Source organism: Vibrio sp. 1288 (assembly GCF_033344475.1).
Genome location: NZ_JAWPOX010000051.1, coordinates 1 through 24964, shown reverse-complemented (window position 1 = coordinate 24964; position 24964 = coordinate 1). Strand labels below are relative to the sequence as shown.

Here is a 24964-nt window from a genome sequence, read left to right as displayed (position 1 = left end):
ATTATTGACACCGGAGAGTATCATTCGTTGCCATCTCCCTTTCAAGACAAGATTTGCGATGAAGAACACACACAACATTCAAGAACGCCTAGAATACCTTAAACAACAACTCCCTTTAGAGATCACTCGCTCTGTCGCTGATACCTTAAAAGAAGATCTAGGTGGCAGTGTCGATGTAGATAACGACATTACTGCATCTTTGATCCCTGCCGAGGCGGTTAATACCGCAACGATTATTACTCGTGAGCATGGTGTGTTCTGTGGTCAAGCATGGGCTGATGAAGTTTTTAAACAGCTCGGTGGCAAGGTCAGTATTGAATGGCACGTAAAGGACGGCGATAAAGTCGAGCCTAACCAAACCCTTTGCACGCTGACAGGCCCTGCTCGTGACTTGTTGACTGGTGAGCGTAACGCAATGAACTTCATCCAAACGCTGTCTGGCTGCGCAACAGTTACCGCAGAGTACGCTGAAAAAATCGCGCATACTGAGTGTCGTCTACTAGATACACGTAAAACCATTCCAGGTCTGCGTAGCGCACTAAAATACGCCGTGACGTGTGGTGGTGGCCTTAACCATCGCATCGGCGTGTTCGACGCTTACCTCATTAAAGAAAACCACATTATTGCTTGTGGTGGCATCACCCAAGCCATCCAAAAAGCGAAAGAGCTTAACCCAAGCAAACCGGTAGAAGTAGAAACGGAAAGCTTAGAAGAGTTGAAGCAAGCGATAGAGGCTGGTGCCGACATCATCATGCTCGATAACTTCACAAAAGAAATGATGCGTGAAGCCGTAGCGATTAACGCAGGTCGTGCCGCTTTAGAGAACTCCGGCAACATTACGCTAGAGACCATCGCAGAATACGCAGAAACCGGTGTCGATTACATTTCGGTAGGCGCGTTGACTAAGCATCTAAAAGCGATGGATCTTTCGATGCGCTTCAAATAATAAAAGCAACACAATCTAAATTACTTCAACTAACTCAGTAAGTTGTGAGTAATTCATCATTAAAAAGGGCCAATAGGCCCTTTCTTTTTATCCACTAAAAAATAGTACTACTCGCAAAACTCTGCATGCGATATGCAACTTTTCACCAAAGAGTTTTACCTCACTCGAGAGCCCATCCCTTCCCCATTTTCAACCCACCTTAACTCTCCATAATCTTTCGCTAATGCAAGAGCATTATTAATTTTTAGGAAAGGGTTAAAAATGAAAAACAGTAAACAGAAAAAACAACAGGGTTTTACTCTGATCGAATTGATGATTGTGGTGGCGATTATTGGTGTTTTGGCAGCCGTCGCCATACCAGCTTATCAAGACTACGTAAAAAAATCAGAAGCCGCATCAGCTCTTGCTACGTTAAAGTCCCTAATTACTCCGGCTGAACTCTATTATCAAGAAAATGGAACGAGCTCGGCTGCTGGTCTTTCTGATTTAGGTTCAGTAGCTTCAGCTAACGATTTAGGCACACTAACATCAGCAATTGGATCTGGTTCAGGTGCGGTACCAACTCTAGAATTTGCTTTTGGTTCAAATAGCTCAATGACCTCGAGTGATACTTTAACTTTCTCTCGTAGTGCAACCGAAGGTTGGTCTTGTGCTCGTGCTGGTACAGTCCCAGCAATTGATGGCTGCCAATAACTAGTTGTTAATGTTAACCAACTTATCCACGGTTCTTCGCCAAAGAGGAGTACTGACGTTTTCCCAAGAAGAATCGTTAATAGAGCAAGTCAAAGCTTCTGGCATTTCGATGCCAGAGGCTTTACTCAGTTCAGGGTTATTCACGTCAAGCGAACTCGCTGAGCACTTAAGCTCTCTCTTTGGTTTAAATCAGCCCGAGTTATCTCAGTACGAGTACGCTTCGCTTTGTCAACAACTCGGTCTACGTGAATTAATCACTCGGCATAACGCACTCCCACTCCAACGTACGCCTTCAACGTTATTATTAGCGGTTGCCGACCCCACGAACCAACAAGCAGAAGATGACTTCCGCTTTGCGACAGGGTTGCAAGTAGAACTTGTTCTCGCTGATTTTCGCGAGCTGACCGCTGCGATTCGGCGCTTATATGGCCGCGCACTTGGGCAGGAAAAGTCTGGGCTAAAAGAGATCAACCAAGAAGAATTAGCCAACCTGGTTGATGTGGGCGCAGATGAAATCGACAACATTGAAGACTTGAGCCAAGACGAGTCGCCCGTCAGCCGTTACATAAACCAAATTCTGCTGGACGCTGTGCGCAAAGGCGCATCCGATATCCACTTTGAGCCTTATGAAAAGATGTACCGCGTTCGCTTACGCTGTGATGGCATCTTAATTGAAACACAGCAGCCACCAAGCCACTTAAGTCGCCGCTTATCCGCTCGTATCAAAATCCTCTCTAAGCTTGATATTGCAGAGCGACGTTTACCACAAGATGGGCGTATAAAGCTCAAGTTGAATCAAGACACCGCGATTGATATGCGTGTATCCACACTACCGACTCTATTCGGAGAGAAAATTGTACTACGACTGCTCGACAGCAGCTCTGCGTCACTGGATATCGACAAGCTTGGTTATAGCGAACAACAAAAACAATTGTACTTGGATGCGCTGCGTCGCCCACAAGGCATGATTCTGATGACAGGCCCAACAGGGAGCGGTAAAACCGTTTCTCTATACACTGGGCTAAGTATCCTCAATAAGCCAGAAATCAACATTTCCACGGCAGAAGACCCAGTAGAAATTAACTTATCGGGCATTAACCAAGTTCAAGTTCAGCCTAAGATTGGTTTTGGTTTTGCCGAAGCCCTGCGCTCTTTCTTACGTCAAGACCCGGATGTGGTAATGGTCGGTGAGATTCGTGACTTAGACACCGCCGAAATCGCTATAAAAGCATCTCAAACCGGTCACTTAGTACTTTCAACCTTGCATACCAATTCTGCGGCTGAAACGGTTATTCGTTTATCAAACATGGGCGTAGAAAGCTTTAACTTGGCCTCATCTCTTAGTTTGATTATTGCCCAGCGCTTGGCCCGTAAACTGTGCTCGCACTGTAAACAATCACAAGAGCTTACCGTTCAGCTACAACACCTTGGAATTCAAGCAAGCGACAACATTTTTAAAGCCAATCCCGATGGATGTAATGAGTGTACCCATGGTTATTCCGGCCGAACGGGGATTTATGAAGTGATGCGCTTTGATGAATTTCTTTCCGAAGCGCTTATTAAAGGCGCCTCGGTACATGAACTAGAAAAACTCGCCATCGCAAATGGTATGAGCACGTTACAAATGTCGGGCATAGAAAAACTCAAACAAGGGATCACAAGTTTTAGTGAACTACAGCGCGTACTTTATTTTTAATCCTTTAATCAGCAGTCACCTCTATGAAAAGCACTACACCACAACTTAAAAACTTCCGCTGGAAAGGCATCAACAGTTCAGGCAAAAAGACATCTGGACAAACCCTCGCGATGACGGAAATTGAAGTACGCGAGCGTCTAGACGCACAGCACATCAAGATCAAGAAGTTAAAGAAAAGCAGTATCTCGTTTCTCACTAAACTCAGCCATCGCGTGAAAGGCAGAGACATCACGGTGTTTACCCGTCAGATTTCGACGATGTTGATAACCGGTGTACCCTTAGTTCAGGCTTTAAAATTGGTCTCAGAAAATCATAAAAAAGCAGAGATGAAATCCATTTTGATGAGCGTGACACGCGCCGTTGAAGCGGGGACGCCCATGTCAAAAGCCATGCGCACTGCAAGTGAACACTTTGACCCACTCTATACCGATCTTATCGCCACAGGTGAGCAATCCGGTAACTTAGCAGAAGTATTCGAGCGCTTAGCCACCTACCGAGAAAAAAATGAGCAGCTTCGTGCGAAAGTGATCAAAGCACTGATTTACCCAGCCATGGTAGTGCTAGTAGCGTTAGGAGTGTCGTTTATCATGCTCACCAAAGTCATTCCCGAGTTTGAAAAAATGTTTGTTGGTTTTGGTGCTGACTTACCGTGGTTTACCAGGCAAGTGTTAGATCTTTCCGCCTGGACACAAAACTGGAGCCCATTTATAGCACTAGGCTCTATCAGTCTATTCATCTCAGCGAGAATCCTCTCTAAGCGTTCAGATTCTTTTCGCTTAATGCTCAATCGCTCTGTGCTTAAATTTCCTGTCCTCGGGCCCGTATTATCAAAAGCCGCTATCGCCAAATTTAGTCGAACACTCGCCACAAGCTTTACAGCGGGTATTCCAATTCTAACCAGTTTAAAAACCACATCAAAAACCTCAGGAAACTTGCACTATCAACTCGCCATAGAAGAAGTTTACCGTGATACCGCCGCAGGTATGCCAATGTATGTTGCCATGCGTAACTGTAATGTGTTCCCTGAATTAGTGTTACAAATGGTCATGATCGGTGAAGAGTCTGGTCGACTTGACGACATGCTCAATAAAGTTGCAACGATCTACGAGTTTGAAGTCGATAACACCGTCGACAACCTTAGTAAAATTCTAGAGCCACTAATTATCGTTTTTTTAGGTATCGTTGTTGGCGGATTAGTGACAGCAATGTACTTGCCAATCTTTAACTTAATGAGTGTATTGGGCTAGAATGAGCTGTTAACTCCTTTAAAACAGCATCTTGCTGATTTCACTCATCGCTCAAGAGACAAATATGGAAGTATTCCAGTACTACCCTTGGCTATTCGTTGTGTTTGCCACCATCTTCGGTCTGATCGTGGGTAGCTTCCTCAATGTGGTTATTTATCGACTACCTAAAATCATGGAACTAGAATGGCGACGCGAATGTGCCGAGTCATTTCCTGAATACAAAATAGAACCTCCTAAAGAAGTGCTGACCTTGAGCGTTCCACGCTCCTCCTGCCAGAAATGCGCAACACCGATACGTATTCGCGACAACATTCCTGTGATTAGCTGGCTGCTTTTAAAAGGCAAATGTCACAACTGTCAGGCAACCATTAGTGCACGCTATCCACTGATTGAACTGCTCACCGCGTTCTGTTCAGGCTTTATCGCTTATTACTTTGGTTTTAGTTACTTTACCGTTGCCCTACTCTTTTTTACTTTTATCTTAATCGCCGCAACATTTATCGATCTCGATACTATGTTGTTACCTGACCAATTAACATTACCATTAACTTGGGCTGGCATTGCCTTAGCATTAGTCGAAATAAGTCCTGTTACTCTACAAGATTCTGTCATTGGTGCTATTGCTGGTTACCTATGTCTCTGGTCCGTTTACTGGGGCTTTAAGCTACTTACTGGTAAAGAAGGAATGGGGTATGGTGATTTTAAACTACTGGCGGCACTAGGAGCTTGGCTAGGTTGGCAGTCACTGCCGATGATCATTCTACTTTCTTCTGTGGTTGGCATCGTATTTGGCATCATTCAACTACGCTTGCAAAAGCAGAGAATTGAAAAAGCTTTCCCTTTCGGTCCTTACTTAGCAATTGCTGGTTGGATAAGCTTAATTTGGGGCGACCAGATTTTAAACTGGTACTTTACTTCAGTTCTAGGAGTGTAAATGGCTTTGGTTATTGGTTTAACAGGCGGTATCGCTAGTGGAAAAACAACCGTCGCGAATCTGTTCAAACAACAATTTAAAATCGATATCGTCGATGCCGACATTGTAGCAAGAGAAGTTGTCGAGCCAGGTACTCCCGGCCTAAACGCGATTATTGAACACTTTGGTCACGATATCGTTCGTGAAGACCAAACTTTAGATCGCGCAAAGCTGAGAGAAAAAATCTTTTCGAATTCAGATGAAAAAGCATGGCTCAATGCACTGTTGCACCCGATAATTCGTGAAAAGATGATCGAAGATTTGCAGCAAGTCACTTCAGAGTATGCGTTACTTGTGGTGCCGTTGCTCGTAGAAAACAAGCTAGATAGTTTGTGTGATCGCATTCTTGTCGTCGATGTAGAACCGAATACACAGATATCTCGCACGATGAAACGAGACAATGTGAGTGAAGATCAAGTTCGCGCCATCCTTTCCTCTCAAGCATCAAGAGAGCAAAGGCTCGCGCTTGCAGACGATGTGGTTAAGAATAATCCAAGTGACCCTGATCTTTTGCTTCAAATCACAGATTTGCACGAAAAGTACCTAGCCATGTGTAAGAAAAATCTGCGAAAATAGGAACGAAACTCACAAAGGCTTATGTCGATGACCACGCACAAATTTGAACATCCGTTAAATGAGAAAACTCGTATTTATCTAAGAGTGGAGTCTCTGCTGCGTCAGGCTCACTTGGCCTCTGGGTTTAGCGAAAATCATCAGTATCAACTGTTTTTCCGTGCGTTATTCGATATGGTTGAGATCTTCGAACAAATCCAACTGAAAAGTGAACTGGCTAAAGATCTTGAGAAGCAACGGCTGTCGTACCGCCATTGGCTCAATGTCGATGGTGTCGATCAAGACGCATTAAATACCTTGCTACAAGAGATAGATGTCGTTCATAGCCAACTAATGGGTGCTGAACGTTTTGGCCAAGCATTAAAAGAAGATCGCTTCCTAAGCTCTATCCGTCAACGCTTTAATCTACCGGGTGGTTCATGCTGTTTTGATCTGCCAGCATTACACTACTGGCTTCATCTATCTATTGAACGTAAAAAGCGTGATGCACAACAGTGGCAAGCAAGCTTAAAGCCCTTATCTGATGCGCTTTCGTTATGGTTAAAGCTCACTAGAGAGACCGGACATTTCAAAGCTCAAATCGGTCGTGCAGGTTTCTTCCAAAGTGACGCTGATGAAGCCAACATTCTAAGACTTCACATCCCAATGGAATATGGCGTGTATCCTATGATTTCAGGCCATAAAAACCGCTTTGCGATCAAGTTCATGTCGTTTGAAAACGGTCAAGCATGCACACAAGATATTGAATTTGAACTTGCTGTTTGCAGCTAAGACGACACTACGCCTCGCCTCCATAATCTAAAATTCAACGCTTTATTGCGCTTATATTTGATAAAATTTCGTAGCAGCAATAGCGCGTTGAATAAGCCATCTTTAATTCGTTTAGGTATACTACCCTTTAACACCAATTAGTAATGGGACGCTCAACTATGTCTAAAGTTACCATCGTTCAATGCCCACAATGTGGCGCCGACGTAGAATGGGGAGAACAAAGTCCTCATCGCCCTTTCTGCAGTAAACAATGCCAAATGATTGATTTTGGTGAATGGGCAGATGAAGAAAACACCATCCCAGGCGCACCCGATATGTCCGATAGTGATGGCTGGTCTGAAGACCAGTATTAAATTGAGACCTAGGGTAAAGGAATACCCTAGGTTCCTTCTTGGGGAACCGAATCACGCTCCGTCGTCGCTGTCCAGAATGACGAATTTTAACCACGGTACTCTATAATCTTTGACCATCATTTCCTGTCATTCCGAGGAGCCATAGCGACATCAGGAATCTATTCACAGCAAGGTAGAGGCGTGGAGTGTACGTCAGTGCATGAGCATCGACAGTGCAGGTCGGGAGAAAAGAAACGAGCAAGCTAATTACACAAATAAAAAAACGGAGCCCTAAAAGGACTCCGTTTAAGATGAGAACGCTAGTTATAGCATTACTTCTTAGCAAGTTTCTCTTTGATACGAGCAGACTTACCAGAACGCTCACGTAGGTAGTACAACTTGGCACGACGTACTGCACCACGGCGTTTAACTTCGATGCTATCAACGATTGGAGAGTGTGTTTGGAACGTACGCTCAACACCTTCACCGTTAGAGATCTTACGCACAGTGAAAGCAGAGTGTAGACCACGGTTACGGATTGCGATTACAACGCCTTCGAAAGCCTGTAGACGCTCACGGTCACCTTCTTTTACCTTAACTTGAACTACAACAGTGTCACCTGGTGCAAATTTAGGTAGGTCTGATTTCATTTGCTCTTCTTCAAGAGCTTTGATGATGTTACTCATTTTTTAAATTCCTAGAATAAACTGATACTAAATAAATTAGGTTACTTTGCGTTATGTTCTTTAATGGCTTTATGCTCATTAACAAACTCAGCAAGTAATTGTTCCTGTTCGTCAGTCAGAGCTAGGTTTTCCAGGAGCTCTGGTCTTCTTAGCCAAGTACGGCCCAACGACTGCTTGAGTCGCCATTGACGAATATCCTTGTGATTGCCTGACATCAGTACCGCTGGTACCTCTTTGTCATCCAATACTTCTGGACGCGTATAGTGAGGGCAATCTAACAAGCCATTTGCAAAAGAGTCTTCTTCTGCTGACGCGAAATCCCCTAGTACACCCGGAACAAACCGAGAGACAGCGTCGATTAACGTCATGGCTGGTATCTCACCACCCGTCATCACAAAATCACCAATCGACCATTCTTCGTCGACTTCAGATTGAATGATGCGCTCATCTACCCCTTCATAACGACCACAAATCAGAAGCAAGTTCTCATTCGTTGCCAGTTCTTCCACTCCTTTCTGGTCGAGCTTGCGACCTTGAGGAGAAAGGTAGATGACTTTCGTCTTGCCCGGTGAGGCTGCTTTCGCGGTATGAATGGCATCGCGCAAAGGCTGAACCATCATTAACATACCAGGGCCACCACCGTAAGGTCGGTCATCGACTGTGCGATGTTTGTCGTGAGTGAAATCTCTAGGATTCCAAGTTTCAATCGACAAAAGACCTTTTTTAACCGCTTGACCTGTTACTCCAAAATCAGTAACAGAACGGAACATTTCTGGAAAAAGGCTAATAACGCCAACCCACATGTTTATCTCGCTCTGTAATTTTGGAGATTAGAATCCAGGATCCCAGTCAACTTCGATCCGTTGAGCTTCGCGATCAACATTAATGATCACTTGCTCTTCAAGGAACGGGATTAATCGTTCCTTCTGCCCGAAAGCATCTTTAAGATTTGCTTTAACAACCAGAACATCGTTTGAGCCAGTTTCTAGCATGTCAGTAACAACACCTAGATCGTAACCTTTAGTAGTTACAACTTGCATCCCAAACAATTCGCGCCAGTAGAACTCATCTTCTGACAATTCAGGAAGTACCGCAGGGTCAATAGCAATTTCAAAGTTCGTCATTAGATGCGCGTCTTCACGAACATCCATGCCTTCCAGCTTAGCCACCATACCTTTGTTATGGCGCTTCCAGCTTTCTACTTTGTACTCAACCCACTTGCCCTTTTGGTTAATGTACCAAGGGCTGTAATCGAAAATGCTTTCAGCATTGTCTGTGTAGGAAAAAACCTTAAGCCAACCACGAATGCCGTAAGTAGCACCAAACTTGCCTACAACAATCTTTTCGTTGCTCATTGTTTCTTTACCTTTCATCGACATAAACTAGTTTCTACTTTTCAAGTAAAAAATTAAGCCGCTTTTTGAGCGTCTTTAACTAGCTTAGCAACACGGTCAGATACTGACGCGCCTTGACCAACCCAGTGGTTAACGCGGTCTAGGTCTAGACGTAGACCTTCTTCTTGACCTTTAGCAGTTGGGTTGAAGAAACCAACTTTCTCGATGAAACGGCCAGTTGCAGCGTTGCGGCTGTCCGCTACTACGATTTGATAAAATGGACGCTTTTTAGCGCCGTGACGTGCCAAACGAATGGTTACCATGTCGTCCTCTTTGCTTTCTCAAAAATAAAATTAACCCCAAAAACCATTCAAGAAATTAAACAGTTTGGGGTCTCGTGCCAAAATAAAGCTCCGGAATTTTACTCTTCTCCCGGAGCAATGCAAGGAGTTTAGTTACTTTTTCACCAACATAAATTGAATTTAAAGTTTGTGACGTACCTAACACCCTGAATCTATGCGTGATCGATTAATTAACGACCAAATGGGTTGAAGCCACCGCCACCACCCATGCCGCCCATCATGCCTTGCATGTTGCGCATCATGCCTTTCATGCCACCTTTTTGCATCTTTTTCATCATTTTCTGCATTTGGGTGAACTGTTTTAGTAAGCGGTTTACATCTTGAACCTGCACACCAGAACCAGCCGCGATACGCTTCTTGCGCGAGCCCTTGATAATTTCTGGGCGTTGACGTTCTTTCATTGTCATGGAGCTGATGATCGCTTCCATCTGTTTGAACATCTTGTCATCGACTTTATCTTTCACATTGTCTGGTAGCTGGGACATTCCTGGAAGCTTATCCATCATCCCCATCATGCCGCCCATGTTTTGCATCTGGCCTAGCTGTTCACGGAAATCTTCAAGGTCGAAACCTTTCTTCTCTTTGAACTTCTTCGCTAACTTTTCTGCCTTTTCTTGGTCAACGTTGCGTTGTAGGTCTTCAATCAAAGACAGAACGTCACCCATGCCAAGAATACGTGAAGCAACACGATCTGGGTGGAACGGTTCTAGCGCGTCAGTTTTTTCACCGACACCCAAGAATTTGATTGGTTTGCCCGTGACATGGCGTACTGAAAGTGCCGCACCACCACGAGCATCACCATCAACCTTAGTTAGAACTACACCAGTAAGAGGTAGCGCATCGCCAAAGGCTTTTGCTGTATTTGCTGCGTCTTGACCCGTCATGGCGTCAACAACAAATAGCGTTTCTACTGGGTTGATAGCTGCGTGAAGATCTTTGATCTCCCCCATCATCTCTTCATCAATTGCCAAACGACCTGCGGTATCGACAATAAGTACGTCGTAGAATTTTTTCTTCGCATGGTCAATTGCTGCATTGGCGATATCAATAGGCTTTTGGTCTGGTGATGATGGGAAGAAGTCAACACCGATGTCTGATGCCAGTGTTTCAAGCTGCTTGATTGCCGCAGGACGGTAAACGTCGGCAGACACAACCAAGACTTTCTTCTTGTCACGTTCTTTTAGAAGCTTAGATAACTTACCTACCGATGTGGTTTTACCCGCACCTTGTAGACCAGCCATAAGAAGCACTGCAGGTGGTTGAGCAGCAAGGTTTAGCGCCTCATTCGACTCACCCATTACGGCTTCAAGTTCTGTTTGAACGATCTTGATAAATTCCTGACCTGGAGTCAGAGATTTAGAAACTTCTACGCCCACCGCTTTTTCTTTAACGCGGTTCACAAATTCACGAACGACCGGAAGCGCAACGTCAGCTTCAAGTAGAGCCATTCGGACTTCACGTAGGGTTTCTTTAATGTTGTCTTCGGTCAGACGACCTTTACCACTGATATTTTTCAGCGTTTTGGATAATCGATCCGTTAAATTCTCAAACATCTTTGTCTCTTCGCTAAAATGGCGATTAATTAGTGTGAGTATACATTAGCCAAGGTCTGAGTCATACCCGTACCGCTGTCCTATTCTTGTCTCTATTTATATATGGTGCGGTAACTTATTAATTTCAATATCTCATCTCTCACGATTGATGTCGGATATATCGTAGCCCCAAAGTGTAATGCAAGGTATAATTTCTCCATCGTGCACAATAATATTTAGGATTCATGGATAGCTTAATAGCCATCGCGGCCGCCATACTTTATGTCTTGGCGATTGCGACCATCATACCCGGACTCTCACAACAGTCAGGAATCAAAGCAAAAACAGTGTTTGCTAGTGCTGCCTGTGCGCTTGTTTTTCATGCGTGGATTTTGAGTGATCTGATTTTTGATGGTTCAGGTCAAAACCTGAGTATTCTCAACGTGGCTTCTTTGATCAGTTTTATTATTTCTCTGGTCATGAGCCTTGCTATGTTGAAAAACCGACTGTGGTTTTTATTGCCTGTCGTTTATAGCTTTGCTGCCATCAATTTATCTGCTGCCACATTTTTGCCAAGCACGTTTATAAAGCACCTAGAGAATGACCCTAAGCTACTCATTCATATTTCATTTGCGCTCTTCTCATACGCGACTTTAACTATCGGGGCACTCTATGCGCTTCAGTTGGCTTGGCTGGATCACAAACTGAAAGCAAAAAAATCTTTGGCGATTAACCCAAACCTGCCGCCTCTATTAATGGTGGAGCGTCAACTCTTCAAAATTATTTTGATCGGTAACTTATTGTTAACTGCCACGCTCATTACTGGCTTTGTCTTTGTGCAGGATATGTTTGCCCAAGGTAAGGCACATAAGGGCATTCTTTCTTTCATCGCTTGGGTGGTGTACTCAATACTGCTTTGGGGTCACTATCAAAAAGGCTGGCGTGGTAGAAAAGTCACATGGTTCGCTGTTGCAGGAGCAACACTGTTAACTCTGGCATATTTTGGCAGTCGCTTTGTAAAAGAAATCATCTTGAATTAAGGAGCTCTAGGGCTCCTATCCTTTATATTTTAGGCTAGATAAAATACAGTACGCCTTAACTCTTTGACTTAACGGACTTACTCAACCGTTATATAACCCAATACTTACAAGGAACAGCAACGTTTTGGACGACATCTCTACGGGTATCTTGTTTGCGCTACTCGCGTGTCTTATCGTCATATCAGGTTACTTTTCCGGTTCAGAAACAGGGATGATGTCTCTGAATCGTTATCGCTTAAAACACTTAGCCAAAAACGGGCATAAGGGTGCTAAGCGAGTCGAAAGACTATTAGACCGTCCAGATCGTTTGATTGGTCTTATTCTTATCGGCAACAACCTCGTTAATATTCTCGCGTCTGCTATCGCGACCATTATTGGTATGCGTTTGTATGGTGATTTAGGTGTCGCTATCGCAACCGGTGCACTAACTATGGTTATATTGGTTTTTGCCGAGGTTACCCCTAAAACAATTGCAGCGCTTTACCCTGAACGTGTGTCCTACGCGAGCAGTATATTATTGACCATACTGATGAAGTTACTGTCGCCTTTAGTGATGCTTGTTAACTTTATTACGAATGGCTTTATCCGCTTACTTGGCGTAAGAGCGGATCACTCAGCAGAAGATCATCTTAGCTCCGATGAGCTGCGTACGGTGGTAAATGAAGCTGGCGGTTTGATCCCTCGCCGACACCAAGACATGCTAGTGTCTATTTTGGATCTTGAGCACGTCACCGTGAACGACATTATGGTCCCACGCAATGAAATTACTGGTATCGATATTAACGACGACTGGAAATCCATTGTTCGTCAGCTAACCCACTCACCACATGGGCGCATAGTTTTCTATCGTGACCAAATTGATGAAGTGGTTGGTATGCTGCGCTTGCGCGAGGCTTATCGTCTGATGTTGGAAAAGAACGAATTCAACAAAGAAACGCTATTACGTGCTGCTGATGAGGTCTATTACATCCCAGAAGGCACACCATTGAACGTGCAAATGTTGAAATTCCAACGCAACAAGCAACGTATCGGTCTGATCGTGGATGAGTACGGTGATATCATCGGTCTAATCACTCTTGAAGATATTCTGGAAGAGATCATTGGTGAGTTCACGACGTCAATTTCTCCAAGCCTCTCTGATGAGATCAGTCCTCAAGGTGACGGAAGCTTCCTTATTGAAGGCAGCACCAATATCCGAGATATCAACAAAGGCCTGAAGTGGGATTTACCAACGGATGGTCCGAGAACGCTAAACGGGCTCATTTTAGAACACTTGGAAGATATTCCTGAGAGCCATCTAAGTGTGAGAGTAGCGGGTCACCCAATGGAACTTGTTGAGATTGAAGAGAACCGAATCAAGCTCGTTCGTGTTTATCCGAAGAAGAAAAAATCGACATCCAAATAACCAAAAGAAAAGCCTGACTCATGTCAGGCTTTTTTACTTATTGGGGCAATATGCTTCTTAATGAGCACCTAGTCGATGCGCAACTCTTTTAACATCGACTCAGGCAAAGCAAGTTCATCATTTTTGTTCACCGAAACACCAGCATCCAAAATGTTCTTTGCGATCTGTTGTGCTTCTTTTAAAGAGTGCATTGCTGCCGTGCCGCATTGGTATTCGTTAAGTTCAGGGATCTTATTCTGACTTTCTACCTTCAGCACATCTTCCATTGCTGCAATCCAAGCATCTGCGACTTGCTGCTCTGATGGTGTGCCAATCAGGCTCATGTAAAAACCTGTGCGGCAACCCATAGGCGAAATATCGATGATCTCAACAGAATCATCGTTTAGGTGATTACGCATAAAGCCTGCATAAAGGTGCTCTAGGGTGTGAATACCTTTTTCAGAAAGAATGTCTTTGTTTGGCGCAGTAAAGCGTAAGTCGAAAACAGTAATCGTATCCCCTTTTGGGGTCTGCATGGTTTTCGCCACTCGTACAGCGGGTGCATTCATACGAGTGTGGTCCACGGTAAAACTATCGAGTAAAGGCATTACATCTCTCCTGATTGTAACTCCAGTACCTTTCGGTAATGGATAAATGTCATTCATCCCTACAGCACATGAACTGACTGTGGGCTAAAAGAACCAGCTGCTGTTGTCTTCTAATTCCTGACGACATTGCTTCAGCTGCCAGCCATAAGTTTTCGCTGTTTGTTCAACACGTCGAGCGACTTTGATTAAACTAGGCTTTCGATTATAAGTACCTCGCTTATACCCACCTCGCCCTTCATGATAAGCCAGATACTGGTTATAGGGATCCCATAATGAAATCCCTAGCTGACGCCGTGTTTCATGAGTATACCAACCGACAAACATCATAGAATCATCGAAGTTGGTACGAGAGCCACCCTGACCTGTGGCATCTTGGAAGTCTTCCCAAGCAGGGTCTTGAGCTTGAGCGTAACCATACGCACTGCTGACTCGTCCCCAAGGAATAAACCCTAGCAAATAATCTTTAGGTGGTTTTGCATCGTGCCGAAAGCTGCTTTCTTGTTTAATGATGGCCATAGCGACATGAATAGGGGTCCCCCATTCATCTTCCATATCTTTGGCATCATCGTACCAACCGGATTTCTCTCGGAATATCTCGCATAAGTTATTCTGCTGCTTTGGCGGTGCCGTAGCACAACCTGCAAGTAACACGCTTCCAAGTACCGCTACTACTGACGACTTAATGTTCAACCGCACCAATCCTTAGTTAGTCATTACTGCTTCAGGTAAGCAAAGTAATCTTCCAAAAAATCATCAAAAGAAAGCGTGTCACTCTGCTCTGCTTGCTTTTGTTTTTCCACGGACGACGCTACTTCCGTTTCCATCGTATCTTGTGAGTAGTACTGATAACCGTGAGCTAGGTTTTCATCACGGTACTTCATACCAAGAGTACAACCAACTTTACCTAGCCCACCCCGCTCTTTCGTTAGCTCTAATAGTTGACCAGAGATCGTTAGTTCTGGGTTATCAATCCATGTCTCGAGTTGATTACACACATCTTGGTATGCACTGCCACCAGCGGTCATATCCATTTGCTGTGCTATTTGACGTAACTCGACGAAAACTCGGTGTGCCCAATCTTGTAGAGATAGACGTTCACCTTGACAACCAATTTGCAGCATTAGACCTTTTTCACGGCCAGAAACAATGACTTTATTCCAGTTATCGCGCCAACACTCTAATTCACAGTTATCCATAGGGTCTGAGTCTGACAAGGCCGCCCAGGTAAGGAAGAGATCCAAGAATCGTACTTGCTCTTCATTTAAGCCCACTGCGCTGAATGGGTTAACATCTAGAGAACGAACTTCAATGTATTCGACACCACCGCGTCGTAACGCATCTGAAGGCTTCTCACCACTTTTCGATACACGTTTTGGACGAATCGGAGCGTACAGTTCATTCTCAATTTGTAAGATATTGGAATTAAGCTGGCGGTATTCACCATCCACTTTTACCCCAATTTTCGCAAACTCTTCTGATGGGTGGCGAATCGCATCACTCAAACCATCGAGGTATTGGTCAATGCTGTTAAAACCAATTTTCAGCACACTTTGAGCACTATTGGTATAGCCAAGATCGCTCAAACGCAAAGACGTCGACTTCGGCAAATATAATGTCCCGCCAATCTTCTCGAATGGCAGATCGGTTTCACGACCTTGAATAAAAGAGCTACATAACGCTGGTGATGCACCAAAGAAGTAGGGAATCATCCAGCCAAAGCGGTAGTAATTACGGATCAACGCAAAGTACGCATCAGACTTAGCATCTTGGCGGGCTTGTTCATCTTGCTCGCCATAGAGCGCATCCCAAAATGTTTCAGGAAACGAGAAGTTAAAGTGGACACCTGAAATAATTTGCATCAGGCTGCCATAGCGACGCTTTAGGCCTTCTCGGTACAGCGTTTTCATTTTCGCTGCATTCGAAGAGCCATACTGGGCTAACTGAATATCATCCTCTGAGCCTACGTAGCAAGGCATTGATAGTGGCCACATTTTCTCTTCACCCATTTTGGTTTGAGTGAAATGATGGATATCTTTCAGCTGTGCCATCAGTTCTGGAATTTCATGTGACACAGGCGTAATGAACTCTAACAATGATTCCGAAAAATCCGTTGTGATCCATTGATTTGTGAACGCAGAGCCTAACCCTTCAGGATGAGGAGTTGTAGCTAGATGTCCATCCTGACGATAGCGCAAAGTTTCTCGCTCAACACCGCGTCCAAACTGCTTAAATACTTCGGGGTTTGATGCAACTTTTTTTAGTCGCGCAGCAAAATCAGTCAAAATGAGGTTCGCTTATATTGGGAGCAGGACACTTGTTACATAACACAAGTGTAAGCTAAGTTATTGATAATTAATGCATCTAGATAAATAACCCACGAAAAGTTGCTTATCTAGATGAATAGCGGAGAAACGTTTCTCCGCTATTAAATGTGTACTCTATCGAATGATTTCAAGCTCTTCTACGTCTTTCCCCAACTTTTCTAATTGAGGACGCAACGATTTAGCATCACCAACGACGATAATCTGATAGTCATTTGGATCAAACCATTTCTGAGCCAGCGCATTCAACGTCTGCTTATCGACTTTTTCTACGATAGCGTTTCTTTGCTGCAAGTAATCATGATCGAGGTTGTACTTAAGAATATCACTGATGAGCTCCGCTTTTTGTGTTGGTGTTTCATATTTCAGTGCATCTTTTTGACCGACCGCTTGACGCATAAATTTCATCTCTTCATCAGTAATACCTGACTGCGAGTATTCATTTAGCTCATTTTCCATCTCAATGATCGAAGCAACCGTTGCATCCGCTCGTACTTGCGCGGTGAAAACCACCGAGCCTGTTTCTGGATTCCCAGAGAAATATCCGTAAGCACCGTATGTGTAACCCTTGTCTTCACGTAGATTTTGGTTAATGCGGCTATTGAAGTTCCCAGCTAAGTTGAAGTTTGCCAGTTGGCTTAGGTAAAAATCGCCCGTTGCGTCGTAAGGCATACCTTGACGAACCATCATGACCACACTTTGCGGCGCTCCTGGTTTATCAACAAGATGGAGCTTTTGCTCACCTAATGCAGCAATGCTTTGCGGTGCATACAATGGCGCAGCTTCATCTTGCCAGTTTTTCCAGAACGTCAGTTGCTGCTCAATTTCCTGTTTATTGATGTCACCAACAACGACGATTTGCGCACTTTGTGGCGTGTAATGCTTCGAGTAGAATTCACGGACATCATCCAACGTTAATGCACTGACACCTGCTTGCGTGCCGTCTTTTGGTCGAGCAAAAACCGAATCCCCATAGAGCACCTGGCGACTCGCTTGTGACGCCATCCAACTTGGATTTTGGTGCTCATATACCAGGCCTTCTAGCGCTTGCATTTTTACACGCTCGAAATCATCTTGATTAAATGCAGGAGACAGCAACATCTCTTCGACAATTTCTAACGTTGGCTCTAAGTTCTTTTCTAGAGCAGAAACACTGATGTTTGTTGTATAACCTGTGGCATTAACAGAGATAACACTACCCAGTTTATCAAGCTCAGCTTGAATCTCTTCGACACTGCGTTTCGTTGTACCTTCTTGCAACATCGCAGCGGTCAATTGGGCAAGACCTTCTTTACCCTTTTCAACAAAACGTGTCCCTGCAGGTAGACTAAATTGCATCATCACCGTCGGCGTTTCATCGCTAACTGCACCAAGCAGCTCTGAGCCATTCTTGAAATGTAACTCGTACAGCTCTGGCATCGTCGCTTTCACTGGTTCTCCTACTGGCGGTTGCACTGAGCGATCGAAGTTATCGGTCGCACGACGATACGCCAATTGGTCATCGGAAATCTTCTCATATTCTGGCAGCGTACGCTTTGGCGTCACAAAGGTCGCAGGTTTTACGACAAGGTCTGTTTTTCCTTTTGGGACCACGCTTAGGGTCACTTTGTTCTTACCTTGAATAAAGTCCGTATACGCTTTTTCTACCGAAGTCGGCGTAACTGCACGGATTTGTTCAAGCTGTTGCTCAAGACGATCAGGATCGCCGAAAAATGTCTCGTTGGAAGCCAACTGAGTCACTTTACCTTTAACGCTTTCTAGCGCAAAAATAGCATCCGCTTCCGCTTTACCCTTCAACTGCTCAAGGCGATCTTCTGTCACGCCTTTTTCCGCAAACTGATTCAGTGATTGTAAAAGCTCGTCGTACAGTTTTGATAGGTCGCCTTTGTCTCCAGAATCACCCATTGCGTAAACGTAAAAGTTACACGCCAGTTCAGCACAATCATGGAATGAACCAGCATCGACCGCTTTTTGAGTCTTCACTAGGTCTTGATAGAGCACGCTGTTGGTACCGCCACCCAATACTTCCGATAATGTATCGAGAGACGCTTGGCTTTCTTCGCCGTTGTAGGTTGTTGGCCACGCGATCATCACCATAGGTTGTTGAATACGATCTTCTAGAGTGATGTATTTATCTTCTTGCAGTTTTGCAGGTTGTTTCGGCGCATTTTCAACCTCAGGACCACGAGGAATCGAACCGAAGTACTTATTTACCCACTCTAGAGTTTGTTCAACGTCTAAGTCACCACCGATCGTGATAGTCGCATTGTTTGGGCCATACCAACGCAAGAAAAACGCTTTGAGGTCGTTCACATCAACACGATCAAGATCTTCAACATAACCAATGGTTTGCCACGAATACGGATGACCTTCAGGATATAGCGCTTCGGACATGCGCTCCCAAATTAAGCCATAAGGACGATTATCGTAACGCTGAGCTCGCTCATTTTTTACAGTAGAACGCTGAATTTCAAATTTGCGTTGAGAAACCGCATCCAGCAAAAAGCCCATACGGTCAGACTCTAACCACAGCATTTTCTCGAGCTGGTTAGCAGGGACAGTTTCAAAGTAGTTAGTACGATCGCGGTTTGTTGTACCATTTAACGTGCCGCCAGCCTCTGTGATGATTCTGAAGTGCTCTTGGTCACCAACGTTCTCTGAACCTTGGAACATCATGTGCTCAAAAAAATGCGCAAAACCAGACTTACCCACTTCTTCACGAGCTGAACCAACATGGTAAGTCACATCCACATGGACCAATGGGTCAGAATCTTCAGGAGCTAAGATCACCGTTAAACCTTTATCGAGTTTATACTTTTGGTATGGAATCTTAACTTTGCCTTCTTCAGCTTTCGATGACTCAACGAAAGTTACCCCTTTCGGCAGTGATGAAACTGGCGTATTTGATGCACAGCCCGTGATCACCAACAGTGAACACGCGCCAACCCAAAACATCTTCATGTACTTTCCTTAAAATAATCCGAGATAGATGGCCGCAAGTAAGCTATACCTAGCAGCCTTTCCTAAAAATATTAAAATCACGCAAGGCAGAAACTTCATTCTTAGCCACCCTGCGGCTAAACACAGCGGGTCTCCTATTACAGGTAACCAGCTAAAAAACAACCCCCAATAGCCATACTTAGAGAGCCACTTTAATGCGGTATGACCGTGCTTTTCCTCTTGTGCTTTGTTGGGAATCCACAAGCCAAGCCAATAATTTGTTAAGCCACCAAGCGTATTACCGATAGTAGCGACCATAACAATTGAAGAAACGGAGTATTGATTTAATGAGAGAGTGGCAACTAAGCCCGCCTCAGAACCACCAGGCAACAACGTGGCACTGAGAAAACCGGTCATGAAAAGCACCCATAATGCTGAATCTGAAAACCAAAGCGCTAAACTTTCAAAACTCGTGTTAAATGCTTCTAGCATGTCATATCAAGCAACACCTTGCCTCTGGTTCTTCCTGATTCGACCTGCTGGTGAGCACCAATAACATCACTCATAGGATAAACCTGTTGAATTTCAGTCTTCAGTAAGCCAACGCCCACCATGTACAACAAGGTATCTAACTGCGCAGGGTCTGGTTCAACCAACATGCCACTAGCCTCAAAGCCTAGGAGTTTGGCTTTTTCACAAATCAGCTCAGCAGTTATGGTTGGAACGGTGATGACTCTCGCATTGTCTTTCAGGCATTTAAGCGCATCTAACGCAGCATCTCCGCCTACTAAATCAATCAAAACATCAACATCTTCAACACGTTCTGACACTGGTGCAAATTGATAGTTCACTGCATGAGCACCGAGCGTCGCAAGGTAATCTAAATTTCGTTCACTGCAGGTTGTAAAGACTTCCGCTTTCGTCGCGATCGCAATTTGTACCGCGAGGTGTCCAACACCACCGGCACCAGCGAGGATAAGTACGCGATCGTTTTCATTCACATTAGCCTTACTGAGAGCTTGTGCCGCAGTTTGTCCCGCCAACGGTAATGCAGCAGCTGCCTCCAAAGTGACAGAGCTAGGAACATGACTTAACTCAGTTTCTGGAACACATATGTATTGACTGTAACCACCGCCTCGAACTGGGAAACCAATAAATCCAGCCACCTCATCACCTTCATTAAAACGTGATACCCTCTCTCCACAAGACATCACTTTTCCTGAGATGTCGTAACCTGGCACCCAAGGTAAATTATCCTTATTCTGCGCTGCCGCCCAACCGAGCCCAGCTCGAGTTTTGACATCAATAGGATTTACGCCTGAAAAAGCGACTTTTACTAAGACTTCACCAGGCTGTGGTGATGGTGTAGAAGCATGTTGAATCGCGAGTACGTTGGCATCACCAAACTCAGTGATAACGATCTGTTTGTGTTCCATAAACCATTCCCTGCAAGAAAACAAAAAGGGATGCGAAAGCATCCCTTTGACTATAAACCATTTTGTTAACCTAAGTTAATCGTGATTTTGTAAATTGGTTGATCATTCCATTTTCAATAATGTCTAACCAACAAGTGCTAACAATATACCAGCCGCAACGGCTGAACCCAGCACACCAGCAACGTTTGGTCCCATCGCATGCATTAACAAAAAGTTTTGCGGGTTAGCTTGTAAACCAACTTTGTTTACGACTCGCGCGGCCATTGGTACCGCAGAAACGCCAGCCGCACCAATAAGTGGGTTGATGTCTTCTTTCGAGAACTTGTTAAGCAGTTTCGCCATCAGGACGCCCGCACCAGTACCGATACTAAATGCAACTGCGCCTAACCCCAAGATACCTAACGTTTCTAGGTTCAAGAACTGCTCAGCTTGCAGCTTAGAACCAACACCAAGACCTAAAAAGATAGTCACTATGTTGATCAATTCATTTTGAGCAGTTTTCGATAAACGATCGACCACACCAGCTTCACGCATCAAGTTACCCAAACAGAACATACCAACCAATGGCGTAGCTGAAGGTAAGAACAGAATCGTCATCAGTAATACAGCAAGCGGGAAGATGACTTTCTCCCATTTACCAACATGACGAAGCTGAGCCATCTTGATTTGACGCTCTTCCTTGGTTGTCAGTGCTTTCATGATTGGTGGCTGGATGATCGGCACCAATGCCATATAGCTGTATGCCGCGACTGCAATCGCACCTAGCAGATCTGGAGAGAGCTTACTCGCTAAGAAAATCGCTGTTGGCCCATCAGCACCACCGATGATCGCGATAGACGATGCATCCGCCATGGAAAACTCCATGCCAGGTACATAGTTGAGTAAAATAGCGCCAAACAGTGTTGCAAAAATACCAAACTGCGCAGCCGCACCTAACCACAACGTTTTTGGGTTTGCGATCAAAGCACCAAAGTCGGTCATCGCGCCCACACCCATGAAGATCAATAGCGGGAACACACCCGATTCAATCCCAATGTAGTAAACGTAGTAGAGCAAGCCACCAGGCTCAGTAAAGCCAGCATTTGGAATATTCGCCAAAATAGCACCGAAACCAATCGGCAATAACAGTAAAGGTTCAAATCCTTTTTTAATTGCCAAAAACAGCAAGGTACAACCAACCAGCATCATACAGATTTGGCCGAACTCGAAGTTAGCGATCCCTGTTTCTCCCCAAAGGGTTAACAATCCGTCCATGATACTCCCTTACGCCAGGCTCAACAGAGGCGCACCTACTGTGACAGCATCGCCTTCTTTAACGTTCAGCTCTTGAACCACACCACCACGCGCCGCTCGTACTTCAGTTTCCATTTTCATCGCTTCAAGGATGAGCAATACATCGCCTTCAGCTACCTCAGCACCAGGTTGAACATTCACTTTGAAGATGTTACCTGCAAGAGGAGCAGGTACCGCTTCTGCTGAAGCATTAGAAGGTGCGCTAGGTGTAGCCGATTTTGCCGGTGCATTAGAAGGAGCAACAGATGTCAGTTCACCTTGAGGGCCAACTTCCACCTCATACACCTGCCCGTCAACACGTACACTATAAGTTTCTACACCACCAGTTGCTGGTTGAGCTACAGGTACAGCAGGCTTCGCAGCTTCTAGCGTTGGTGCAGGCTCAAATGCTTCTGGGTTTTCACGATTCTTAAGGAACTTAAGCCCAACTTGAGGGAAAAGTGCATAAGTGAGTACGTCATCAACACGCTCACTTGCTAGCTTAATGCCTTCTGATTTCGCTTTCTCCATCAGATCAACCGTAAGCGTCTCCATTTCAGGCTCAAGTAAATCGGCAGGACGACAGGTAATTGGCTCTTTACCATCAAGCACTTTCGCTTGCAGTTCTGCATTTAACTCGGCTGGCGCTTGACCGTACTCACCTTTCAATAGGCCAGCGGTTTCCTTGGTAATACTCTTGTAGCGCTCGCCAGTAAGAACGTTAATCACCGCTTGCGTACCGACGATCTGTGAAGTTGGAGTCACCAATGGAATGAAACCAAGATCTTCACGTACACGAGGGATCTCTTCTAATACTTCATCAATGCGATCCGCAGCACCCTGCTCTTTCAACTGGCCTTCCATATTGGTCAGCATACCACCAGGCACTTGAGCAATCAGGATGCGTGAATCGACTCCTTTTAACTGGCCTTCCCACTTCGCATACTTCTTACGTACCTCACGGAAATATGCGGCGATAGATTCCAGTTGCTCGAGTTTCAAATTGGTATCTCGCTCGGTGCCTTCTAGCATAGCGACTACCGTTTCAGTCGGTGTATGACCGTAAGTACAACTCATTGAAGAAATCGCAGTATCGAGAATATCAATACCGGCTTCTACTGCTTTTACCGCTGTTGCTGTAGACAGCCCCGTTGTTGCATGACAATGAAGTGCCAATGGCACATCACAAGACGCTTTGATACGCGTGATAAGCTCTTCCGCTTCATAAGGCTTAAGTAAGCCAGACATATCTTTAATACACAGCGAGTGACAACCTAAATCCTCTAGGCGTTTTGCCAAGTCAACCCAAGTGTCTGCGTTATGCACTGGGCTCGTAGTGTAAGACAACGTACCTTGAGCATGCGCACCAACATCAACCGTTGCTTTAACGGCTTTCTGGAAGTTTCGCACGTCATTCATTGCATCAAAAATACGGAATACATCCATGCCGTTAGCATGCGCGCGTTCAACAAACTTCTCTACTACGTCGTCGGCATAATGGCGGTATCCTAAAAGGTTTTGACCACGCAGTAGCATTTGCATTGGTGTATTAGGCATCGCTTTTTTTAGTTCACGTAAACGCTCCCAAGGGTCTTCTCCTAAGAATCGAATACAAGAATCAAATGTTGCACCGCCCCAAGTCTCTAGAGACCAGTAACCAACCTTATCCAACTCAGCTGCGATAGGCAGCATATCCTCAATACGCATACGCGTAGCAAATAGTGATTGATGGGCATCACGAAGGACCACATCAGTAATAGCTAGTGGTTTAGACATGCTCTTAAACTCCTTTTTAATCCTAGTTCGGCTACTTCGCGAATGAGGCGCGATGTTTATGAATCGCAGCCGAGATCGCCGCCACTACTTGTGGACTAACAGCTGAAGAGGTTGATTGAATATTAGTGTTTGTTTTTGGTGCTGCGATCGGCTCTGGTACTTCTTCTGGTACCAATTTCGACATTAACCGAACGAGATAAACAAGAATAGTGAGGAAAATAAATACGACCGCCATCCCCGTTAGCATCAGGGTGGCCGCATCTACTAGCAGGCTTCCTATATTAGTCATGTTGCTTCCTTTCTTTGTCATCCTGACAACGTGCAGGACTTTAATAGTGTCAAATCCCGACCCATGGATTATCTCGATTGGTTAAATTTTGTCAATTTTGTTTAAGGAAGGTTTGTAGTAATCCTGATAAATGATTATTTATTCACTACCCAGATCACAGTTCATGACAAAATAATCACTTCAAATCGCTATCACCTTACGAACAGAGTAAAGGAGGACATAAATAAAAACTGCGATTTAGATTTCAAAATCAAATCGGGACTCACGCAGTAAAAACCAACAAAAACAAAAAGATGAACAAGATTAACAATAAACAAACAAATAACAAACAAAGTGACTACATGAGAGTGATTGAAATGAAAAATGGAAGTCAGTGTATAGGAGGGATAATCAGGATGATTTCACACGATGCGACAGAAGCTTGATAGCAAATTGCTTAGATACGCACATATTCGCTTTTAAAAAAGAGGAACATAGGCTCTAGTGATCCTACGCCATATTTCAGATGTCTAGATACAAAAAAGCCTCGCAATTGCGAGGCTGTTTCAATGAGTGGCGCGTCCTGGAGGATTCGAACCTCCGACCGCCTGGTTCGTAGCCAGGTACTCTATCCAGCTGAGCTAAGGACGCGCAGTTTTCGATATCGACTTTCGTCAACATCAGGGCATTACCCTGCAATAAGTGGCGCGTCCTGGAGGATTCGAACCTCCGACCGCCTGGTTCGTAGCCAGGTACTCTATCCAGCTGAGCTAA

24 protein-coding genes and 1 tRNA gene are annotated in these 24964 nt (G+C 44.7%); 10 read left to right on the top strand and 15 right to left on the bottom strand.

All coding sequences use genetic code 11. The annotated features are described in order from the left end of the window. Nucleotides 1-58: 58 nt before the first annotated feature. The 8 genes from nadC (at nucleotide 59) to yacG (ending at nucleotide 7252) form a co-directional block, all read left to right on the top strand. Nucleotides 59-946 carry a carboxylating nicotinate-nucleotide diphosphorylase gene (nadC, locus tag R8O11_RS23180; protein WP_042521335.1) on the top strand — a complete coding sequence of 296 codons (888 nt, stop codon included), beginning with the start codon at nucleotides 59-61 and terminating at the stop codon, nucleotides 944-946. Between the two features lie 261 nt (nucleotides 947-1207). Beyond that, entirely contained in the window at nucleotides 1208-1639 is a 432-nt protein-coding gene (locus R8O11_RS23175) for a pilin (RefSeq protein WP_042521333.1), read from the top strand. Nucleotides 1640-1649: 10 nt separating this feature from the next. Next, nucleotides 1650-3335: a type IV-A pilus assembly ATPase PilB gene (gene pilB, locus R8O11_RS23170; protein ID WP_042521331.1), complete on the top strand. Its 1686-nt coding sequence runs from the start codon at nucleotides 1650-1652 to the stop codon at nucleotides 3333-3335. 23 nt (nucleotides 3336-3358) lie between these two features. Beyond that, nucleotides 3359-4582, top strand: coding sequence for a type II secretion system F family protein (locus R8O11_RS23165; RefSeq protein ID WP_017635918.1), 1224 nt, complete (start codon nucleotides 3359-3361; stop codon nucleotides 4580-4582). A 64-nt stretch (nucleotides 4583-4646) separates the two neighbouring features. Continuing rightward, complete coding sequence (locus R8O11_RS23160; RefSeq protein ID WP_318194496.1) at nucleotides 4647-5516, top strand: A24 family peptidase; 870 nt, start codon at nucleotides 4647-4649, stop codon at nucleotides 5514-5516. Beyond that, the gene (coaE, locus tag R8O11_RS23155) at nucleotides 5517-6131 is read left to right on the top strand and encodes a dephospho-CoA kinase (protein WP_042521328.1); all 615 of its coding nucleotides are present in this window, start codon (nucleotides 5517-5519) and stop codon (nucleotides 6129-6131) included. 27 nt (nucleotides 6132-6158) lie between these two features. Beyond that, on the top strand, nucleotides 6159-6899 hold the full coding sequence (gene zapD / locus R8O11_RS23150) for a cell division protein ZapD (protein ID WP_042521326.1): 741 nt from the start codon (nucleotides 6159-6161) through the stop codon (nucleotides 6897-6899). Between the two features lie 158 nt (nucleotides 6900-7057). After that, on the top strand, nucleotides 7058-7252 hold the full coding sequence (gene yacG / locus R8O11_RS23145; protein WP_017635922.1) for a DNA gyrase inhibitor YacG: 195 nt from the start codon (nucleotides 7058-7060) through the stop codon (nucleotides 7250-7252). A gap of 311 nt (nucleotides 7253-7563) precedes the next feature. On the opposite strand, the gene rplS is transcribed toward yacG, so the two are convergent. The 5 genes from rplS to ffh all read right to left on the bottom strand — a co-directional run bounded on the left by rplS (nucleotide 7564) and on the right by ffh (nucleotide 11166). After that, nucleotides 7564-7917 carry a 50S ribosomal protein L19 gene (gene rplS, locus R8O11_RS23140; protein WP_005379971.1) on the bottom strand — a complete coding sequence of 118 codons (354 nt, stop codon included), beginning with the start codon at nucleotides 7915-7917 and terminating at the stop codon, nucleotides 7564-7566. Nucleotides 7918-7958: 41 nt separating this feature from the next. Next, nucleotides 7959-8720, bottom strand: coding sequence for a tRNA (guanosine(37)-N1)-methyltransferase TrmD (trmD, locus tag R8O11_RS23135; RefSeq protein ID WP_017635923.1), 762 nt, complete (start codon nucleotides 8718-8720; stop codon nucleotides 7959-7961). A gap of 27 nt (nucleotides 8721-8747) precedes the next feature. Continuing rightward, entirely contained in the window at nucleotides 8748-9296 is a 549-nt protein-coding gene (rimM, locus tag R8O11_RS23130) for a ribosome maturation factor RimM (protein WP_005379964.1), read from the bottom strand. Between the two features lie 29 nt (nucleotides 9297-9325). After that, complete coding sequence (gene rpsP / locus R8O11_RS23125; RefSeq protein WP_005379962.1) at nucleotides 9326-9574, bottom strand: 30S ribosomal protein S16; 249 nt, start codon at nucleotides 9572-9574, stop codon at nucleotides 9326-9328. A 209-nt stretch (nucleotides 9575-9783) separates the two neighbouring features. Beyond that, the gene (gene ffh, locus R8O11_RS23120; RefSeq protein ID WP_005385423.1) at nucleotides 9784-11166 is read right to left on the bottom strand and encodes a signal recognition particle protein; all 1383 of its coding nucleotides are present in this window, start codon (nucleotides 11164-11166) and stop codon (nucleotides 9784-9786) included. Nucleotides 11167-11390: 224 nt separating this feature from the next. Here ffh and R8O11_RS23115 point away from each other — a divergent pair, with 224 nt between their 5' ends. Continuing rightward, nucleotides 11391-12185 carry an inner membrane protein YpjD gene (locus R8O11_RS23115; RefSeq protein WP_005379950.1) on the top strand — a complete coding sequence of 265 codons (795 nt, stop codon included), beginning with the start codon at nucleotides 11391-11393 and terminating at the stop codon, nucleotides 12183-12185. 124 nt (nucleotides 12186-12309) lie between these two features. Then, nucleotides 12310-13590, top strand: coding sequence for an HlyC/CorC family transporter (locus tag R8O11_RS23110; RefSeq protein WP_213899254.1), 1281 nt, complete (start codon nucleotides 12310-12312; stop codon nucleotides 13588-13590). Nucleotides 13591-13658: 68 nt separating this feature from the next. Here the strand turns inward: R8O11_RS23110 and luxS are convergent, their stop codons facing one another. The 10 genes from luxS to R8O11_RS23060 form a co-directional block, all read right to left on the bottom strand. Beyond that, nucleotides 13659-14177: an S-ribosylhomocysteine lyase gene (gene luxS / locus R8O11_RS23105; RefSeq protein WP_005379945.1), complete on the bottom strand. Its 519-nt coding sequence runs from the start codon at nucleotides 14175-14177 to the stop codon at nucleotides 13659-13661. Nucleotides 14178-14261: 84 nt separating this feature from the next. Next, complete coding sequence (locus R8O11_RS23100; protein WP_005379943.1) at nucleotides 14262-14867, bottom strand: hypothetical protein; 606 nt, start codon at nucleotides 14865-14867, stop codon at nucleotides 14262-14264. A 23-nt stretch (nucleotides 14868-14890) separates the two neighbouring features. Continuing rightward, nucleotides 14891-16459 (bottom strand): glutamate--cysteine ligase, encoded by a 1569-nt coding sequence (gshA, locus tag R8O11_RS23095; protein ID WP_318194495.1) that lies wholly within the window; start codon nucleotides 16457-16459, stop codon nucleotides 14891-14893. Between the two features lie 156 nt (nucleotides 16460-16615). Then, nucleotides 16616-19459, bottom strand: coding sequence for a pitrilysin family protein (locus tag R8O11_RS23090; RefSeq protein WP_318194494.1), 2844 nt, complete (start codon nucleotides 19457-19459; stop codon nucleotides 16616-16618). 9 nt (nucleotides 19460-19468) lie between these two features. Beyond that, nucleotides 19469-19930, bottom strand: coding sequence for a YqaA family protein (locus R8O11_RS23085; protein ID WP_005379938.1), 462 nt, complete (start codon nucleotides 19928-19930; stop codon nucleotides 19469-19471). Beyond that, on the bottom strand, nucleotides 19924-20874 hold the full coding sequence (locus R8O11_RS23080; protein ID WP_132936928.1) for an NADP-dependent oxidoreductase: 951 nt from the start codon (nucleotides 20872-20874) through the stop codon (nucleotides 19924-19926). Before R8O11_RS23080 ends, R8O11_RS23085 begins: the two co-directional genes overlap by 7 nt. 123 nt (nucleotides 20875-20997) lie before the next feature. Beyond that, a complete protein-coding gene (locus R8O11_RS23075; protein ID WP_318194493.1) occupies nucleotides 20998-22128 on the bottom strand; it encodes a sodium ion-translocating decarboxylase subunit beta in 1131 nt (376 codons plus the stop codon). Between the two features lie 9 nt (nucleotides 22129-22137). Beyond that, nucleotides 22138-23922, bottom strand: coding sequence for a sodium-extruding oxaloacetate decarboxylase subunit alpha (gene oadA / locus R8O11_RS23070; RefSeq protein ID WP_149192423.1), 1785 nt, complete (start codon nucleotides 23920-23922; stop codon nucleotides 22138-22140). Nucleotides 23923-23953: 31 nt separating this feature from the next. Continuing rightward, on the bottom strand, nucleotides 23954-24211 hold the full coding sequence (locus R8O11_RS23065; RefSeq protein WP_005379932.1) for an oxaloacetate decarboxylase subunit gamma: 258 nt from the start codon (nucleotides 24209-24211) through the stop codon (nucleotides 23954-23956). A gap of 553 nt (nucleotides 24212-24764) precedes the next feature. Beyond that, nucleotides 24765-24841 (bottom strand) — tRNA-Arg (locus R8O11_RS23060). Nucleotides 24842-24964: the final 123 nt, after the last annotated feature.

Bases quoted from the DNA above. Each gene is read 5' to 3' on its own strand.
- nadC (WP_042521335.1), top strand. From the start codon at position 59: ATGAAGAACACACACAACATTCAAGAACGCCTAGAATACCTTAAACAA.
- R8O11_RS23175 (WP_042521333.1), top strand. From the start codon at position 1,208: ATGAAAAACAGTAAACAGAAAAAACAACAGGGTTTTACTCTGATCGAA.
- pilB (WP_042521331.1), top strand. From the start codon at position 1,650: ATGTTAACCAACTTATCCACGGTTCTTCGCCAAAGAGGAGTACTGACG.
- R8O11_RS23165 (WP_017635918.1), top strand. From the start codon at position 3,359: ATGAAAAGCACTACACCACAACTTAAAAACTTCCGCTGGAAAGGCATC.
- R8O11_RS23160 (WP_318194496.1), top strand. From the start codon at position 4,647: ATGGAAGTATTCCAGTACTACCCTTGGCTATTCGTTGTGTTTGCCACC.
- coaE (WP_042521328.1), top strand. From the start codon at position 5,517: ATGGCTTTGGTTATTGGTTTAACAGGCGGTATCGCTAGTGGAAAAACA.
- zapD (WP_042521326.1), top strand. From the start codon at position 6,159: ATGACCACGCACAAATTTGAACATCCGTTAAATGAGAAAACTCGTATT.
- yacG (WP_017635922.1), top strand. From the start codon at position 7,058: ATGTCTAAAGTTACCATCGTTCAATGCCCACAATGTGGCGCCGACGTA.
- rplS (WP_005379971.1), bottom strand. From the start codon at position 7,917: ATGAGTAACATCATCAAAGCTCTTGAAGAAGAGCAAATGAAATCAGAC.
- trmD (WP_017635923.1), bottom strand. From the start codon at position 8,720: ATGTGGGTTGGCGTTATTAGCCTTTTTCCAGAAATGTTCCGTTCTGTT.
- rimM (WP_005379964.1), bottom strand. From the start codon at position 9,296: ATGTCGATGAAAGGTAAAGAAACAATGAGCAACGAAAAGATTGTTGTA.
- rpsP (WP_005379962.1), bottom strand. From the start codon at position 9,574: ATGGTAACCATTCGTTTGGCACGTCACGGCGCTAAAAAGCGTCCATTT.
- ffh (WP_005385423.1), bottom strand. From the start codon at position 11,166: ATGTTTGAGAATTTAACGGATCGATTATCCAAAACGCTGAAAAATATC.
- R8O11_RS23115 (WP_005379950.1), top strand. From the start codon at position 11,391: ATGGATAGCTTAATAGCCATCGCGGCCGCCATACTTTATGTCTTGGCG.
- luxS (WP_005379945.1), bottom strand. From the start codon at position 14,177: ATGCCTTTACTCGATAGTTTTACCGTGGACCACACTCGTATGAATGCA.
- R8O11_RS23090 (WP_318194494.1), bottom strand. From the start codon at position 19,459: ATGAAGATGTTTTGGGTTGGCGCGTGTTCACTGTTGGTGATCACGGGC.
- R8O11_RS23085 (WP_005379938.1), bottom strand. From the start codon at position 19,930: ATGCTAGAAGCATTTAACACGAGTTTTGAAAGTTTAGCGCTTTGGTTT.
- R8O11_RS23080 (WP_132936928.1), bottom strand. From the start codon at position 20,874: ATGGAACACAAACAGATCGTTATCACTGAGTTTGGTGATGCCAACGTA.
- R8O11_RS23075 (WP_318194493.1), bottom strand. From the start codon at position 22,128: ATGGACGGATTGTTAACCCTTTGGGGAGAAACAGGGATCGCTAACTTC.
- oadA (WP_149192423.1), bottom strand. From the start codon at position 23,922: ATGTCTAAACCACTAGCTATTACTGATGTGGTCCTTCGTGATGCCCAT.
- R8O11_RS23065 (WP_005379932.1), bottom strand. From the start codon at position 24,211: ATGACTAATATAGGAAGCCTGCTAGTAGATGCGGCCACCCTGATGCTA.